Here is a 15,388-nt window from a genome sequence, read left to right as displayed (position 1 = left end):
GAGATTGATCCTCAATCCGGATATCTTCAACTCCTATGGCCACCTCAAGTGGAGCAACGTCAAGAGTGTATCGCAAACAGTAATGGACGCCTTTACCTCAGCCGATCTAGTGATTGAAGTAAACGCGGATGGCACAGTATATGATCCCAAAGTATACAAAATATCTTCAGCCCCAGACAGCGATGTCGGCCAACGCCAATGGCTCAACATGACCGCCGCGCAGTTTGAAGCAGAAGGATACGACTGGGATGCCATCTACCACATCAATCACATTGAAGCAGGCGTAAACTTCTATCCGCTCGGCACAGCGATTACTTCCATAAAGTAGATTATCTCTAGGACGGACCGACCCTCCTAAACCATCCCGCATGAGCGGGATGGTTTTATATCCAGGATTTATAAATTATAGGTCTAATTATCTAGGGTCGTCTGACGACCCTAGGAGGAGCCTAGGAGGAGCGGATAAGATTAAGAATTGTTGTATCTAAACGCTAAGGTCTTGCTAGATCATAATTTAGGTAATATATTGCTAGCAATCGTAGAGGAAGCTCGCAAGACGATGGCAAGGTAAAAACTAACTTTTTAACGAATATGCTGAAAATAGCAATAAATCTTAGTAGAGAATATATGGGAGGCATTACGTCTTCCAACATTAATCTGATTAACCATCTATACGGGCTAGATTATTTTGTTGGAATAGAATTGAACAGCCGGACTTATATGAAAGGACCGGTGCTTTTTCGTAATTTTGCGCCAGAGGCATTTGATCACCACATTATAAACATTAACCATTTGCCTATAATAGATATTATGAAAAAAGCCGAGAGCATAAGGGATGTAGAGAATGCATATCGTGAGCCATTGGAAATAATAAGGAATATACTTAGAGAAACTAATCCAGATATAGTTTTGCTTAGCGGCACCTATTATATTCCTTGGCTCATATCTATAGTAGCCAAGAAAGAAGGCATTCCAGTTGTATTGTGGTATTCAGGTGTTTTGTCTAGAGAGACAGATAGCCAGCCCACTCATATGAGGGCATTATTTGCTTTGATGGAAAAGTCTATAGTATCCAGAGCAGCTAAAATCATTTTCCCATCACAATTATGTAAAAGTGTTGTAGAAGAGGAAGTTATTAAGCATAGGATTAAAAATTGCTATGTTATACCTAATCCCGCATCAAGCATTTTCATGGATCCTTGCGCTGTCGAGTACTCTGTTGAGCGTAGAATCGCAGCAGTAGGGCGCTATTCAAGAGTGAAGAATTTCGACTTATTTTTCTTATTGCATAAAGAACTCCTTAGGCGTAAATGGAAACATAGCGCTTGCTTTGTTACTAATTCAGATGCTCGTTTAAAAAATATTCCAAAATCTATAGAGATTCTTCCGCCAATGGCACCCGAAGGTTTGAAGGAGTTTTATATATCACAAGGTTTGATAATATGCCCCTCATCATTCGAAACTTTTGGAAATGTTCCGATGGAAGCAGTCTGTCTTGGCGTGCCAGTATTAGTCAGCAATAAAATGGGTTGCGCAGAAATACTTAGCAAAGTAGGTCTTGAAAATATGGTTATATCATTTGATGATATTGAAAAAGTGGCAGATAGAGTCCAGGAATTATGCGGGCAGTCTGTCCTTCCGAAGCAGCTCAATGCTCTAAAAAGAATTCTCGATAGCCGACTTATAAGCGAAGAGATTAAGGCCGTATTGACAAGCGCGTCAAAACTATCTGGTTCAAGGCTGTCCTAATAGGCATGCATTTTGTGAATTAATCTACTTATTATATAGTATATTAATGACACAAGACGCCGCGCTCACAATTTTAAAAACTGGCGCCAATGTATTTCTTACAGGTGAGCCGGGGAGTGGCAAGACTCACACGATCAACCAATACGTTGCTTGGCTGCGTTCCCACGGAATCGAGCCAGCTATCACCGCTTCAACTGGTATCGCCGCCACGCATATTGGCGGCATGACAGTGCATTCTTGGAGCGGAATCGGAATAAAATCGCGGCTTGATAAATACGACCTTGATCGCATTGCCTCTAACGAACGTGTGGCAAAGCGCATAAGAAACAGCAAGATTCTTATCATAGATGAAGTATCTATGTTGCCCGCGGAAACAGTTTCTATGGTTGACGCGGTATGCTGCGAGGTTATGCAAAAAACCGATCCGTTTGGAGGCTTGCAAGTAATCTTTGTAGGAGATTTTTTTCAATTGCCGCCCGTGGTAAGAATGGATCCTGGGCAACAAGCGCTTGCCCTGAGCTTTGTCGAATGGCCTCCTTCACGCTTCGCGTATCTATCTCCTGCTTGGACACGCGCTAATCCGATTGCGTGCTATCTCACAGAACAATATCGCCAAGATGACAAAGACTTTCTTAATATGCTTTCTGCGATTCGCCATAATGAATTTGCAGCTGGTCATCTACACCATATTGCCAAAAGAAAAATTGATCGTAATGCTGTTCCTCAAAACGTGCCAAAACTTTTTTCTCATAACGCTGACGTTGACCGTATAAACACAGAAACGCTCGGAAGAATTTCGTCTGTCGCAAAAACATTTGATATGTCGTCGTACGGCCCACCGGCGCTAGTAGAAACTCTTATCAAAAATTGCTTATCACCCAGCACGCTTTCTTTGAAAGTTAGCGCGGCAGTTATGTTTACCAAGAATAATCCAAAAGAGGGATTTGTTAATGGCACGCTCGGTATTGTCCAGGGGTTTGTAGAAAATGTTGGTTATCCAATAGTAAAAATTCACAGTGGCAGAGAGATTGAAGTAGAGCCAATGGAATGGACGGTGGAGGAAAATGGCAGTGTGTGCGCAAGCGTAACGCAAGTGCCGCTTCGCCTTGCCTGGGCGATTACTGTTCATAAAAGCCAGGGTATGAGTTTGGACGAAGCCGTAATGGACTTAACGGATGTTTTTGAATTTGGTCAGGGTTACGTCGCGCTTTCTCGCGTACGTCGGCTTTCTGGACTCCATCTTTTGGGCTGGAACGAGCGTACATTTCAAGTTCATCCCGAAGTGCTAATAAAGGATGTAGATTTTCGCGGGCAATCAGAACAGGTAGAAATTATCTTTAGTAAGATGACAACAAAAGAAATTAATCTAATGCACGAACAATTCGTAAAAGCATGCACGGGTACTTCGATACGGCTCAGTGTAAATGCGCAAAAAAAATCCAAGGCGAACTCAACACCACTTGCAAAAATCAGAGAGAAATATCCAAACGCATATCAGCCATGGACGCAAGAGCATGACGCGAGACTGCAAGAATTTTTTGCAGACAAGGTTTCTGTTGCCAGTATTGCAAAAACGTTTGGCAGGCAAAGCAGCGCTATACGATCGCGTCTTGTAAAGCTAGGACTATTGGATAATTACTTTAAAGGGAAAAAGAGTAGCTGATTATGTGGTATCGTGGCATAATAATAATTGGAGCTCGGGTCACTCGAGCTTTTTAAACCTATGATCTCTTACGATGAATTTATTAAAGTGGAAATTAAGGCAGGGCGAATCCTTGAAGTAGAAAAAATCGTAAATACAGACAAACTCTTAAAGATTTCTGTAGATTTTGGAGAGGAAACTCCACGTCAAATTATCTCCGGGATCGCGTCTTATTTTCCAGACCCCAGTGTGCTTGCAGGAAGAACTTGTATGTTCGTTGCAAATCTTGAGCCGCGTATAATTCGTGGATATGAATCAAACGGAATGCTTTTCGCCCTCTCTACTCCAGAAGGTGGATTTTCTTTGCTTGAGCCAAACCCCTCGATACCTCCAGGTACTCGCGCGAAATAATCCATGCGTATATGTTTAATTATTTGAATCCAGATCAACTAATTCAGGCCTTCGGTTTGATGGGGATTATTATTACGCTTTTTGCCGAATCAGGCACATTTCTAGGCTTTATTTTGCCCGGAGACTCCCTTCTATTTATTGCTGGAATTCTTGCGTCTCAGGGCGATTTGCCGTTATTGCCATTATTAATATTCGGTAGCATCGCGGCGATACTGGGCGATCAGGCGGGGTATTGGTTTGGAAGAAAAGTTGGGCCCGCGCTTTTTCGTCAGGAAGAATCTTTTTTGTTCCATAAGGATAGGCTAGAACAGGCAAGGATTTTTTATGATAAATATGGAATATTGACGATTATTCTTGCTAGGTTCGTGGCTTATGCCAGAACATTTGCTCCCATGCTTGCAGGGGTAGGAAAGATGAACTATCGCACGTTTACATTATTCAACATCATAGGCGGCATTTTGTGGGTGTGTTCCATCACACTTGTAGGGTATTGGCTAGGGCATCTTTTTCCTGATATCGGGGATTACGTTTTTGAGTTAATAGTGGTTGTTATTGCATTTTCGATATTGCCCGCTATAGTGGAGGCCATACGTAGGACGATAAAGGGGAGAAGATAGGCACGCTCTCGCAGGTTTGTATTTTGGTGGTATTTAGGGTATACTGCATGGCATTAAGTTAATTTCGAATTTAGAATTTTGAATTTCGAAATAATAGCCGAATGACTAAATTTTTCCGCCCGAGGCGCCTGCCCGCCTCTGGCGGGGATCAGCCTGTGGCTGAGAAAATTGGTGCTTGAAAATTTTAGAGTCGTGGAGGCGTGCCTGAGCGGTTGAAAGGGACAGTCTTGAAAACTGTTATGCCCGAAAGGGTATCAGAGGTTCGAATCCTCTCGCCTCCGCAGAAAGAAACTTCCGAATCCGAAAGGTGGGAAGAAGCCCGCGCCGAAGGCGCGGGAGTGGGCAAAAGAGCCCGTCGCTTCGCGACGAATTGGGACGGGACGGGTGCGGTGAAATGGGCGGATTTGTCACGAACCAGCGGGTTCGTTCCGATTTTTTGGACGAACGACTTGATTTGGTACAAATCAGAGGAGGAGGACAAAAAATTGGCTTGTTTCGTATCTAAAATCCATTCCCGCAAGGGTTCGACCCAATTGTTTCTCCCGCGTTCAAAATCTTTCATATTTTCCTTCAAAGCGGCGAGAGAGCGCATGAGAACATCTTTTCGTTTGAGATAAACCTCTTTTGGTACATCGCCATCAAGATACGCCGAGAGTAGTTTTTCCATGCGCTCCTCGTTCGCTTTGATACTATTGGAAAGATTTTGAACCTCGCTTTGCGACGCTCCAATTTCCTCGCGCTCCCACATTTTCACTTTGTTCAACATCCAGTCGGTATAGCGATCGCAAAGCGAGATTGTTTGAAGCCGTGCACAGATTTGTCGCGTAAGTTCAGTTTCCTGTAAATACGCTTGCGAACAGTGGCCGCGCTTTTTCGAGCACCGATAATAGCGATAACGACCGCCAGATTTTCCAGTTGCCCACTGCGCGGAAATCATACCGCCACACTCGCCACATCGAAAAAGTCCAGTGAAAGGAAAATCATGCTTGATTTTCCTTTTGCGCGGCCTTTCTTTCGTTTGCAATACTTTCTGCACGGATTCAAACAATGCGGGAGTAACAATTGGCTCAAAGTTTCCATCAAACCATTCATCACCATGTTTGACGAAGCCGAGATATGCACGATGTGTCAAAAGTCGTTTGATGGAAACTTTGGCAAGTGGCGTTTGGTTCCGTGTCACCACGCCCAAGTCTGCCAAAAATTGCGCGAGCGAAATAAAAGTATGCGACCCTTTGGCGTATTCTTGAAACGCTAGAGTAACCACGCGAGCATTTGTCGGATGAGGCTCAATATTTCTCACCTTCGGATTATTGGTGTAGCCAAAGGGAGCTAAATTCAACCATTCGCCTCGTCGCAATTTTTGGCGGACGCCGTGCTTGATATTATCGGAAAGATTATCACTGTAATATTTAGATTGCCCGAACGCCACTTGCAACATAAAGAGCCCTTGCGGGGTCGGTTCAAACCAAAATGTCGGAAAGCGCAAAGACACAACCTTGCGAGTGTCTACGGCGTAAATAACCCTGCCACCGTCAATACTGTTACGCGCGAGGCGGTCGGGATGCCACGCCAATATGCCGACACCATCTAGTTTTTCAATTTTCGCGAACATTTCGCCGAACACCTCGCGCCCCGGCGTCTTTGCGCTTTTCGACTCTTGAAATTCCGCAAGAATTTCAAGATTTTCTTTACGCGCCAATTCTCGCAGTTCAAAAAGCTGTGCCTCAATGGACATCACTTGCCTATCATCGTCCTCCGTACTCTTACGCGCGTATAGAAAATATTTTGGTTTGGACATATAAATAGTTTTTAGATATGAAACAAGGACAAATCCGCCCATTTCACCGCACCCGTCCCGTCCCAATTCGTCGCGAAGCGACGGGCTCTTTTGCCCACTCCCGCGCCTTCGGCGCGGGCTTCTTCCCACCTTTCGGATTCGGAAGTTTCTTTCTGCGGTGATGTATTAGCCTTTGCGCGAACCCACTTCGCACATGCGCCTCGGACACGCTCGCGGACTCGCGTGTGCAAAAACCAAAAAATTTCCTTGCATTTTCCTCGCGCCTCCTCCCCCCACCCCTCCGCCGCGAAGCGGAAAAAGAAATGGAAAGGAAATTTTTGGTTTTGCTTCGCCGCTACTAACATACATGTAATATATCACATTATTGCGATTAAACACAATAAAATGCTAAAGTGCAGATGTTAATTACTTTGAATACCCATGAAAGACACCGAAACACAACGATTTGCAAAAAATATGAAAAAGCTTCGGGAAGCGAAAGGGTTGTCTCAAGGAGACATACATCGTGCGACTGGAATAGATAGAGCATATATCAGCAACCTTGAAGCCGGAAAGCAAAATCCAACACTTGAGACAATCGCCAAGATTGCCGAGGCTTTGGGTGTTAGTAGCGGAGAACTTTTGAAATAAATATGAAGATTCCAAAATTTTTACTATACGGAGAAAATGATCCAAAAGTTGAATCAAACATTCAACCACAATTAGCGTTAAGGAACTGGGTCAATCTTACTGATGAGGAAAAGCAAATTGCATTTCAGCAATTAAAAAATAGTGGTTGGGTTGAGTCATACTCAAGGGAAATTTTGCAAACTATTGAGTATCTGAACAATGCTTTTCTGAGACAATGCCCTGGTAGACATCTGCATGCCGTTCAACCACAACGAGATCATTATTATGGCGGCTATGGCAATGAATCAGAGAGAATGAAAGCTGCGATAACAGATTTTCAGCACATCTTCCTGCGAGAAAAATCGGACGCAATGGTTTTTCGTATGCTTAGTAAATTTGCCGAGGATCATATAGATCACTCTGACTATCGTCGTGCAAACGAGGCACAAGATGATGTCGAGCGGAAAAAACTTGTTGATGAAGCGTTTAATAGATTTGATCGGCTTGCAAACTGTCTAAACCATATTTTCGAACAGTTCGCGGTAAATCAGTTAGTGACAAGAAACGGATTTGTACCACGGCAAGACTACAGAATAACAGAGGAAGTTTACATTCCAACACTTAGTATTCTCGCGGATCCAAAATGGAAATCAGTCAGTACGGATTTGGCGTTGATGTTCGAAGATTATCGAGAAGAAAATTATGCTGAAGCCATAACTAAGGCCCATCGAGCCGTTCAACGATTCTTACAAGTTCTCGTCGGTGAGGAGGGAAAAAGTGGAAAAGGTGAGGTTGGGAAATTACTTCAGAAAGCAAAGGAAGGTGGGATAATTCCCGTAAACCGATTCACTGAGCCGCTCGTGAGTGTGATCCAAGGATTCATTACATCTGAACGAGCAACAAACAGCACGGCAAAACCCACGACGAAAGACGCTACCGCTTCAGACGCGCTACTAATGATGAATGTGGTTATGGTTTTCCTACAGTATTGTTTGCAGAAATAACCCAAATACAGACATAGTGGCATGACAAATCAGCCACCCTTTTGCCTTTGACAGAAAGGCGTTGGTATGCTAGGATAGTAGCAGACTTCGATTTTGAGCTATGGTGGCTCAAAACAAGCACATTCCCAACCAAAGAGAAGGAGACAGAAATGGCTAACGAGAGAATCAAATTGGACATGTCTGTTCGAGACGTCATCATGACCATGGGCGGCGGAAACCCCGATGCGCTCACCGCGTGCATGGAGCTTCTGTCGAAGGGCGAGAGGGTTGACCCCGACGCGTTCGGTGGCGGACTCAGCAGCCTTCTGATGCTCGACACACTCGGCATCTACGAGGAGCGCATCTACATGCTCTGGAGCGATGTCTGCAAGCGCGATGTCGGCAAGACCATTGCCGTGCTCCGCGCGCACCAGCTCGGTCAGCTCGCGGGCGTGGACTCGAAGACGCTGAACCACGCCATCGACAATCGTGGCGCGGGCATCGACCTCGACGCCGTGGTGGAAGCGGTCAAGAGCCGTCTTCCGAACTTCAACCCCGAGGCCGTCGCCGCGTAAGCGAGCTACTGGTCTCTACAAATCAGAGCCCCTTGCAGATAACATCTGCTTGGGGCTCTTTCATCTTTCAATATTTAATTTCAAGGGAGCAATCCCCGCCGTTTTATAATATCTCCTAAAAACGGCGGGGATTTGTGCGCGCACAGGGCGGGCGGGGCAAGCACAATAAGATTTGTTTGTGCCTAGCACAATCCATATTCTTTGAGTTACCACGACCAGTATCGAAGCCACAGAGTTTAGAGCTACTACAGAACGCGGAGAGGAAGCGCCTCGGTCGCCGTGAGGGTGGAGAAAAGAGCAAAGAAAGATGTTAAAATAAGATTGCTCTTTTCGGAGACTGAAACGGCGAAGCAAAACCAAAAATTTCCTTTTGCACACGCGAGTCCGCGAGCGTGTCCGAGGCGCATTGTCTATCATCACCACGCAATCGGAGCGTACGAGGCAGTTTCAAGCCACCACACGCTTCGCGCGTGCGAAGTGGGTTCGCGCAAAGGCTAATACATCACCGCCTTCGCCACGACGTAGCTTTAGCGAAAGCGGGCTTCGCATTTATAATATCCTATGAGCCAACAAAATTACTTAAAGACGCATTGGGGTGGGGCTTGGGCACCTGGTTTATCGGCTACGTTCTTGGCGTGGCTTTTTTCTTTGTCGTGCCGCTTTCTATGATCGGCTGAATTGTTATGCCTATCGGCGTCGCTGTTACGCTTTGGGTGTTGCTTAAAAAAGTACAAGGAGATTTTTGCAGTATTATTTGGCTTTAGCGATTGTGTGGACCTTTATAGCCACAGCGTTTGACTATCTTCTTATTTGCTATTTTTATAATCAAAGGTCGAAAATTAAAAAATTAACTAACGCAATATGCTTGAACAACTAATACAATTCAACAATTTCGGTTTATTTTTATTGCGCCTAGTAATTTCGGTTATATTTTTGTATCACGCGTTTCCGAAATTAAAAAACGCCAAAGGTATGGCAACGGCAATGGGCGCGCCAACTATTGCGGTTTTCATGCTAGGATCAGTGGAATTTTTAGCTTCACTTGGTCTTATATTTGGAATGTATACTCAAATTGCCGCTTTAGTGCTTGCTATTGTGATGGTAGGCGCTATCGTAATGAAAATAATGCAGTGGCACGTCCCATTTTCGGCAATGGATAAAACTGGTTGGGAGTTTGATTTTATACTACTTGCCGCAAACATTGCTATTATTTTAAGTGGTGGCGGGTCAATTAAACTTTGGTAAAATAATTAATTAACAAAAATATGGAAGATCAAAAGGATGCCACAAAAGAAGCAAATTCATGCATGGCATGCGTATGTCCATGCGAAGCGCATAAAGAACACACCCACGATGAACATAAAGAAGATGCGAGCAAGACATGTTCAAATTGCGGGCAGGAACACAAAGACGGAAAGACGTGTGATTGTGGATGTTAGTAATATAGGAATTCTATAGTTATTTTATCTGTCTCTCGTTGCCGCAGCTCCAAGTTTTATTTGCGCGGCAACGAGTAGTGCGGCCAGTTAGATTAAAAGTAGAAATTGCATTAACTTTTATAATCAATATGCATACAGACAACATACTGGACTTTGATTATATTTCCGACGGCATCTATATAGGCACTAACCAGTGCTGCCAGACTCATTTTGATGAAAAATTAAAGAGCGATGGAGTGGGCGCGGACTTATCGCTTGAAGAAAATCGGCTGGATGCTCCGTTTGGCGTTGAATTTTATGTATGGATTCCGGTGCCAAATCACGAAGCTCCAACAAAAGATCAATTGGAATTCGGAGTGTCGGTTCTTGAGAAAATAGTGGAAATGAAAAAGAGGGTATACGTGCATTGTAAGAACGGACACGGGCGCGCTCCCACGCTGGTCGCGGCTTATTTTATTAAACAAGGAAAATTCGTAGACGAAGCCATAGAGTTCATTAAATCAAAAAGAACGTCTATACATATTAATGACTCTCAAAAAAAAGCCTTGGAAGACTACGCGAAAAATAAATAATTTATGGATTTTCAACTGGCTATCCTTTTTTATAGATAGAATAAAGGCCTCTATGTAAAAGTAGAGGCCTTTCCGTTTTCATTTTTTATTGTCGAGGACAGCGGAAATTTTAGCCGAACCTGCCGCAAGGCGGCGTGCGAGGCGTAAAAAATTTCCAGTGCTCCTATTTACAGGCAATACAGGGTTGGCCTATAGGGTCCATACCAGTTATTCCGAGCGGGCTTTCCGCGAGTCTGTGCTAGGCGCTTTAATATATTCTAAATACTTTACCCTCTCGTGGACGCAGTATAATTTTTTGTAGCAATTTAGGTTGCTTTGTATTATACAAAGAATGCGTTGAAAGAACGCAGCAGCCACTGAAGTGATATTCCGAAAGATCCGGCCGAACGGTTTTATCGGTGAAATTTATGATTATTAGATATTCTTCGCTGGTTGTATAGCGGCGGTACGCAAGAATTGTTTTTGGGATCACGTAAAGCGATTCATACGCACCAGAGCTTAGCGCGACAGATTTTTTACGTAAATGTATAAGGCGGCGATAAAGCGCAAGCAGAGAAAGCCTGTCTTTATCCTGTGCTTCTACATTGAGGGTTTGACAATTTTCATGGATCGGCAACCACGGTTCCGCTCCCGAAAACCCCGCGGCAAATTCGTTGCTCCATTGCATGGGTGTTCGCGCGGGGTCACGGCTTTCTTTGTGAGAAAAGCGCAGGCTCGGCGTATCTTTGAGCTGGTCGCGATTCATCGGAACGTCTTCCATTCCAATTTCATCGCCGTAATAAAGAAATATAGTTCCGCGCAATGTGAGCAACATTAGCGCGGCGGCGCGCGCGTTTTCTGGTCCTATACGCGAGGAGAGACGCTTGTTGTCGTGATTTCCTAAAACATAATTAGGCCATTGTCCATTGCCAAGCGAAGATTCATAACTATTTATTGCAGAACGGATTGGCGCGGCGCTCCACGGCATTCCTATGAGGGAAAAGTTAAACGGCAGTTGCAATTCATCGTCTTCCGCTCCATAAAAATCTAGCATATGCGCGGGGCTTACTTCGCCAATGCCAATTGCTCCATATTCGTCCAGCAGCTTGCGAAGTTTTTTTAGAAATTCATGAGTTTCCGGCCGCCAGTAGACTTTTTCCCATCTGATGGGCTCCGCGACATCATGACCAACAGGCGCGTTTATCACAGGGGCGTCAGCGAAGGAATTATCTTCCAAAAGCAAATCCGCTACGTCTATGCGGAAGCCGGCAACACCTCTTTCAAGCCAGAATCGTACGCTGGCAAGAATGGCTTCTTGAACCTCCGGATTCCACAGATTAAGATCCGGCTGTTCGGGCAAAAATTTATGCAAATAATATTGATTTGTACGCGCGTCTCGAGTCCAGGCAGATCCTCCGAAAAAGGAAGGCCAATTGTTGGGCGGTCCCTCCTCCTCATTTTCATCTTGCCATATATACCAAGTGCGTTTGGGATTGTCCGTACTTGAGCGCGATTCCTGAAACCACGGATGCTCTTGCGAGGTGTGATTAACGACCAAGTCCATGATAATCTTTATGCCGCGCTTGCCAGCTTCCTCAACGAGCGCATCAAATGTTGCCAGGTTTCCCAATGCTGGATGGACAGCGCAGTAATCTGATACATCATAGCCGAAATCTGCCCAGGGGGAGGGATAGATAGGAGAAAGCCAGATAGCGTCTATGCCCAAAGATTTTTCCGTACCGTCATTAAGATACTTTAGTTTTTCAATAATTCCCTCTAGGTCTCCCACGCCATCCTGGTTAGTATCGCGAAAACTCAAAGGATATATCTGATACACAACAGCATTTTTCCACCACGAAAGTTTGTTTGCCATAGTGATCCTCCCTGTTTTTAATGTACATAACATTGAGTATAATCATCTAATTTCATATCATAAAAGTCAAGCAATGTAAGCTGTTGAGGTTTAACCTCAACGTAAAGTCATTTATGAGAGGTATGAGCAGTTACAGGACATAAGATTGATTGATAGTAATAAGAAGATTTGATAGAATTTGTTTGGTATGAAAAAATATTTTCCTTCGGGGCTTACTTATGATGACATTCTTTTAATACCGCAGTATTCGGATATTTCGTCCCGCAAGTTAATTGATATTAGTACAAAATTTTCGCGTAACGTGAATTTGAAAAGTCCTATTGTAAGCGCGAATATGGATACGGTTACAGAATCGCGCATGGCAATTGCTATGGCGTTGGAAGGAGGCCTAGGCGTCATCCACCGTTTTTTAAGCATTGAAGAGCAGGCGGTAGAGGTGCGCAAGGTAAAACGCGCCCAAAACTTGGTCATAGACGATCCGGCAACAATTTCACAGGACGCCACGCTTGAGCAGGCAGTAAACATAATGCGGGAAAATAATATAAGCGGATTAATAGTATGTGCCGATAATGGTACTGTGCGGGGCATTATTACGTTGCGCGACGTGCGGTTTAAGAACAATTTAAATGGGAAAGTGAAAGATTGCATGACGCCGCGGGAAAAACTTATTACGGCACCCAGAGGCATTACCGCGGAAAAAGCGCTTTATCTTTTTGACAAACACAAAATTGAAAAATTGCCGCTTGTAGATGCCAAAGATAAACTTATTGGCCTTATTACCGCATCTGACTTTCAAAAAGCGCGCGAGCACGCAGGTGCGGCAAAAGATAAGCAGGGCAAGCTTTTGGTAGGCGCTGCAGTGGGAGTTAAAGATGGCGTTGAGCGCGCCGAGGCTCTCGTTGAAGCGGGCGCTGATGTTCTTGTGATAGATATTGCACACGGCCATCACAAGCGCTGTGTTGATTTAACCAAAGATTTAAAAAAGAAATTTGATATTGATGTTGTGGCGGGGAATGTGGCAACCGCAGAGGGCGCGCGGGATCTTATCAAAGCCGGAGCGGACGCTATTAAAGTTGGCATCGGCCCGGGAGCGGCGTGCTCCACCAGAATTGTCGCGGGGGCGGGAGTGCCTCAACTTTCCGCAATTTTAGACGTTGTGCCGGTGGTAAAAAAAGCCAACGTGCCGCTTATCGCGGACGGGGGAATCAAAAATTCCGGTGACGTGGCAAAGGCCATCGCTGCCGGCGCCTCAACCGTGATGATAGGGAACTTGTTTTCAGGCACTTACGAGTCCCCCGGCACTTATTATATTGAAGACGGCGAGGCGTTTAAGATTTATCGCGGACTTGCCTCTCGTGACGCATCCATTGACCGCCAGCAAGTTGAAGCAAATGCCGAGCGCCAAGATCGCGCGCCCGAGGGCATCAGCTTCCGCGTAACTTACAAGGGGGAGGTGCAAAAGTTTTTGCAGATACTGCTTGATGGCCTGCAATCTGGCATGAGCTACACAGGCGCAAAAAACATCAGCGAGTTCTGGAAAAAAGCTAGGTTTGTGCGCATGACAGAGGCGGGAGCGCGTGAAAGCTCGCCGAGGAACTATCAAGTGTAAAAACAGAATACTGAATCATGAATTGTGAATAGTGAATGCAAAGAAGCAACGCTTGGCATACATGATTCATGATTCTATATTCATTATTCAAGTTTATGAGTCCAACAATCCTCTTAATTAGCAAAGCGTTATCGTTATCTATAATAGCAGGGCAAATTGTGCTCGTTGCAGGTTTAGTATACTTTTTCGCGCGCAGACAAAAAAACGACAAACTGATTGCATTTGTCGCGCGCAATGCTTTGCCACTGGCTTTTCTTCTTGCCGCGGGTGCGATGGCAGGCACGCTTTTTTATTCGGAAATCGCGGCGCTTCCGCCATGCACGCTGTGTTGGTATCAGCGTATCGCGCTTTACCCGCAAGCGCTAATTTTGGCCATCGCGCTGTGGAAAAAAGATAAGGGGATTGTTGATTATGTGATTGGGCTGTCGTTGGTGGGCGCGCTTATCGCCGCCTATCATTCGTATTTGCAGTATTCGGGCGCGCAGTCAATTACTTGCTCTATAATAAAAGAAGCGGTCTCTTGCTCCGAGCCGCAGGTTCTTGAATTTGGGTACATAACTATACCAGTGATGTCGCTAACAGTGTTTTCCCTGATTTTGTTTTTGATGTTCATTAGTAAGAGGTTCTCGGCTAGCTCTTAGCCTCGCGCAAAGGCAACGCCCCACACCTCTCTTGCTCCTGCTTTACGGAGTGCCGCGGCGCATTCTCGCATTGTTGCGCCGCTGGTGTAGACATCATCAATTAAAATGACGCGACTACCTTTCAGCGCGTCATTTTTTGTTACTTCAAAAGCATTTTGCATGTTTTGGCTGCGGGCGATTTTGTTATGCACCTCAAGTTGTGATGGAGTATTTTTTGTCCTTGCCAGCACATTTGTTAAAAGTGGCACTGCAAAATATTGCGCAAAATCGCGCGCAAGAAGCTCTGACTGGTTAAATCCGCGCGCGTTTAGACGCGCTTTGTGCAGAGGCACTGCTACAATCACAAAAGAATCATCAAAAAGGCCGCCCGCATTTTGAAATTTTAGCCACTGCGCAAGCAAAGCAGAGATTGTTTCGTGAAGTGTTGAACCGTAGCGATACTTATAGGTATGCACCAGCGCGCGAACGACGGGATTTTTCAGCGGATAAGCACAGAAAAAACGGGTTAAGCCCGTTTTTTCTGTGCAAGAATCTTCTAATTTGCCATCAATCGCGCGAGCGTCGCAGGCAGGACAAACGGCGTGGGGGAATGGCTCTGCTTTTTTTGTACATTCCACGCAAAGCCACTTATTTTCTTTGCCGCAGTAAATGCAGAGAGCAGGGAAGAAGGAAGAGCCTATTGTTGCGAGAATGGTGCGGAGGGACATGGGCATAAATACTTAATTTTCAATTTTCAATTTAACAATTTTCAATGGCGTTGTTGAGTAAATCCCTCTTACCTACCTTACTCCGCGTTCTTGGTATAATGATGATATGAACAATAAACCATCAAAGCAATCAAGAAAACAGAGTAAAGGAGGTAAGAAGAAATACAAGGTAAGAAATTGGAAA

Annotated in this window: 18 protein-coding genes, 1 tRNA gene and 2 pseudogenes; 16 read left to right on the top strand and 5 right to left on the bottom strand. The window is 44.8% G+C overall.

Annotated elements, in window-relative coordinates; all coding sequences use genetic code 11:
• The 7 genes from HYV65_00885 to HYV65_00855 form a co-directional block, all read left to right on the top strand.
• The coding region (locus HYV65_00885) for a hypothetical protein (protein MBI2462774.1) at nt 1–328 on the top strand (328 nt) is incomplete at its 5' end.
• Nucleotides 329–591: 263 nt separating this feature from the next.
• Nucleotides 592–1,749 (top strand): glycosyltransferase family 4 protein, encoded by a 1,158-nt coding sequence (locus HYV65_00880; GenBank protein ID MBI2462773.1) that lies wholly within the window; start codon nt 592–594, stop codon nt 1,747–1,749.
• A 46-nt stretch (nt 1,750–1,795) separates the two neighbouring features.
• Nucleotides 1,796–3,412 (top strand): AAA family ATPase, encoded by a 1,617-nt coding sequence (locus tag HYV65_00875; protein ID MBI2462772.1) that lies wholly within the window; start codon nt 1,796–1,798, stop codon nt 3,410–3,412.
• 60 nt (nt 3,413–3,472) lie between these two features.
• Nucleotides 3,473–3,802: a hypothetical protein gene (locus tag HYV65_00870; protein ID MBI2462771.1), complete on the top strand. Its 330-nt coding sequence runs from the start codon at nt 3,473–3,475 to the stop codon at nt 3,800–3,802.
• 23 nt (nt 3,803–3,825) lie between these two features.
• Nucleotides 3,826–4,419, top strand: coding sequence for a VTT domain-containing protein (locus tag HYV65_00865; protein ID MBI2462770.1), 594 nt, complete (start codon nt 3,826–3,828; stop codon nt 4,417–4,419).
• 194 nt (nt 4,420–4,613) lie between these two features.
• A tRNA-Ser gene (locus HYV65_00860) sits at nt 4,614–4,700 on the top strand.
• Nucleotides 4,659–5,036, top strand: coding sequence for a hypothetical protein (locus HYV65_00855; protein ID MBI2462769.1), 378 nt, complete (start codon nt 4,659–4,661; stop codon nt 5,034–5,036). The genes HYV65_00860 and HYV65_00855 overlap by 42 nt, the downstream gene beginning before the upstream one ends.
• A 185-nt stretch (nt 5,037–5,221) precedes the next feature.
• Here HYV65_00855 and HYV65_00850 read toward each other — a convergent pair.
• The 3 genes and pseudogenes from HYV65_00850 to HYV65_00840 form a co-directional block, all read right to left on the bottom strand.
• Nucleotides 5,222–5,356, bottom strand: a pseudogene (locus HYV65_00850) (hypothetical protein).
• A 402-nt stretch (nt 5,357–5,758) separates the two neighbouring features.
• Nucleotides 5,759–6,259, bottom strand: a pseudogene (locus HYV65_00845) (recombinase family protein).
• On the bottom strand, nt 6,229–6,561 hold the full coding sequence (locus tag HYV65_00840; GenBank protein MBI2462768.1) for a hypothetical protein: 333 nt from the start codon (nt 6,559–6,561) through the stop codon (nt 6,229–6,231). The pseudogene HYV65_00845 and the gene HYV65_00840 overlap by 31 nt, the downstream one beginning before the upstream one ends.
• A gap of 112 nt (nt 6,562–6,673) precedes the next feature.
• On the opposite strand from HYV65_00840, the gene HYV65_00835 reads away from it, so the two are divergent.
• The 7 genes from HYV65_00835 to HYV65_00805 all read left to right on the top strand — a co-directional run bounded on the left by HYV65_00835 (nt 6,674) and on the right by HYV65_00805 (nt 10,395).
• Nucleotides 6,674–6,847 carry a helix-turn-helix transcriptional regulator gene (locus tag HYV65_00835; GenBank protein MBI2462767.1) on the top strand — a complete coding sequence of 58 codons (174 nt, stop codon included), beginning with the start codon at nt 6,674–6,676 and terminating at the stop codon, nt 6,845–6,847.
• Between the two features lie 2 nt (nt 6,848–6,849).
• The gene (locus HYV65_00830) at nt 6,850–7,830 is read left to right on the top strand and encodes a hypothetical protein (protein MBI2462766.1); all 981 of its coding nucleotides are present in this window, start codon (nt 6,850–6,852) and stop codon (nt 7,828–7,830) included.
• Between the two features lie 176 nt (nt 7,831–8,006).
• Nucleotides 8,007–8,384: a hypothetical protein gene (locus HYV65_00825; protein MBI2462765.1), complete on the top strand. Its 378-nt coding sequence runs from the start codon at nt 8,007–8,009 to the stop codon at nt 8,382–8,384.
• 370 nt (nt 8,385–8,754) lie between these two features.
• On the top strand, nt 8,755–8,949 hold the full coding sequence (locus tag HYV65_00820) for a hypothetical protein (protein MBI2462764.1): 195 nt from the start codon (nt 8,755–8,757) through the stop codon (nt 8,947–8,949).
• Between the two features lie 296 nt (nt 8,950–9,245).
• Complete coding sequence (locus tag HYV65_00815) at nt 9,246–9,629, top strand: DoxX family protein (protein MBI2462763.1); 384 nt, start codon at nt 9,246–9,248, stop codon at nt 9,627–9,629.
• 20 nt (nt 9,630–9,649) lie between these two features.
• Nucleotides 9,650–9,823 carry a hypothetical protein gene (locus HYV65_00810; protein ID MBI2462762.1) on the top strand — a complete coding sequence of 58 codons (174 nt, stop codon included), beginning with the start codon at nt 9,650–9,652 and terminating at the stop codon, nt 9,821–9,823.
• A gap of 128 nt (nt 9,824–9,951) precedes the next feature.
• The gene (locus HYV65_00805; protein ID MBI2462761.1) at nt 9,952–10,395 is read left to right on the top strand and encodes a dual specificity protein phosphatase family protein; all 444 of its coding nucleotides are present in this window, start codon (nt 9,952–9,954) and stop codon (nt 10,393–10,395) included.
• A 247-nt stretch (nt 10,396–10,642) separates the two neighbouring features.
• On the opposite strand, the gene HYV65_00800 is transcribed toward HYV65_00805, so the two are convergent.
• Complete coding sequence (locus tag HYV65_00800) at nt 10,643–12,247, bottom strand: alpha-amylase (GenBank protein ID MBI2462760.1); 1,605 nt, start codon at nt 12,245–12,247, stop codon at nt 10,643–10,645.
• 187 nt (nt 12,248–12,434) lie between these two features.
• Here HYV65_00800 and guaB point away from each other — a divergent pair, with 187 nt between their 5' ends.
• On the top strand, nt 12,435–13,856 hold the full coding sequence (gene guaB, locus HYV65_00795; GenBank protein ID MBI2462759.1) for an IMP dehydrogenase: 1,422 nt from the start codon (nt 12,435–12,437) through the stop codon (nt 13,854–13,856).
• A gap of 95 nt (nt 13,857–13,951) precedes the next feature.
• On the top strand, nt 13,952–14,497 hold the full coding sequence (locus tag HYV65_00790; protein ID MBI2462758.1) for a disulfide bond formation protein B: 546 nt from the start codon (nt 13,952–13,954) through the stop codon (nt 14,495–14,497).
• Here the strand turns inward: HYV65_00790 and HYV65_00785 are convergent.
• Entirely contained in the window at nt 14,494–15,210 is a 717-nt protein-coding gene (locus tag HYV65_00785) for a ComF family protein (protein ID MBI2462757.1), read from the bottom strand. The two genes, HYV65_00790 and HYV65_00785, sit on opposite strands and share 4 nt — an antisense overlap.
• Nucleotides 15,211–15,388 lie beyond the last annotated feature (178 nt).

Source organism: Candidatus Spechtbacteria bacterium (assembly GCA_016188605.1).
Classification (GTDB): Bacteria; Patescibacteriota; Minisyncoccia; order Spechtbacterales; family JACPHP01; genus JACPHP01.
The sequence above is the reverse complement of the archived record's forward strand: the minus strand, read 5'-3'. Positions and strand labels throughout refer to the sequence as shown.

What these genes read in the sequence shown, in the direction of transcription:
- HYV65_00880 (MBI2462773.1), top strand. Translation starts at nt 592, where the DNA reads ATGCTGAAAATAGCAATAAATCTTAGTAGAGAATATATGGGAGGCATT.
- HYV65_00875 (MBI2462772.1), top strand. Translation starts at nt 1,796, where the DNA reads ATGACACAAGACGCCGCGCTCACAATTTTAAAAACTGGCGCCAATGTA.
- HYV65_00870 (MBI2462771.1), top strand. Translation starts at nt 3,473, where the DNA reads ATGATCTCTTACGATGAATTTATTAAAGTGGAAATTAAGGCAGGGCGA.
- HYV65_00855 (MBI2462769.1), top strand. Translation starts at nt 4,659, where the DNA reads ATGCCCGAAAGGGTATCAGAGGTTCGAATCCTCTCGCCTCCGCAGAAA.
- HYV65_00840 (MBI2462768.1), bottom strand. Translation starts at nt 6,561, where the DNA reads ATGTTAGTAGCGGCGAAGCAAAACCAAAAATTTCCTTTCCATTTCTTT.
- HYV65_00835 (MBI2462767.1), top strand. Translation starts at nt 6,674, where the DNA reads ATGAAAAAGCTTCGGGAAGCGAAAGGGTTGTCTCAAGGAGACATACAT.
- HYV65_00830 (MBI2462766.1), top strand. Translation starts at nt 6,850, where the DNA reads ATGAAGATTCCAAAATTTTTACTATACGGAGAAAATGATCCAAAAGTT.
- HYV65_00825 (MBI2462765.1), top strand. Translation starts at nt 8,007, where the DNA reads ATGTCTGTTCGAGACGTCATCATGACCATGGGCGGCGGAAACCCCGAT.
- HYV65_00815 (MBI2462763.1), top strand. Translation starts at nt 9,246, where the DNA reads ATGCTTGAACAACTAATACAATTCAACAATTTCGGTTTATTTTTATTG.
- HYV65_00810 (MBI2462762.1), top strand. Translation starts at nt 9,650, where the DNA reads ATGGAAGATCAAAAGGATGCCACAAAAGAAGCAAATTCATGCATGGCA.
- HYV65_00805 (MBI2462761.1), top strand. Translation starts at nt 9,952, where the DNA reads ATGCATACAGACAACATACTGGACTTTGATTATATTTCCGACGGCATC.
- HYV65_00800 (MBI2462760.1), bottom strand. Translation starts at nt 12,247, where the DNA reads ATGGCAAACAAACTTTCGTGGTGGAAAAATGCTGTTGTGTATCAGATA.
- guaB (MBI2462759.1), top strand. Translation starts at nt 12,435, where the DNA reads ATGAAAAAATATTTTCCTTCGGGGCTTACTTATGATGACATTCTTTTA.
- HYV65_00790 (MBI2462758.1), top strand. Translation starts at nt 13,952, where the DNA reads ATGAGTCCAACAATCCTCTTAATTAGCAAAGCGTTATCGTTATCTATA.
- HYV65_00785 (MBI2462757.1), bottom strand. Translation starts at nt 15,210, where the DNA reads ATGCCCATGTCCCTCCGCACCATTCTCGCAACAATAGGCTCTTCCTTC.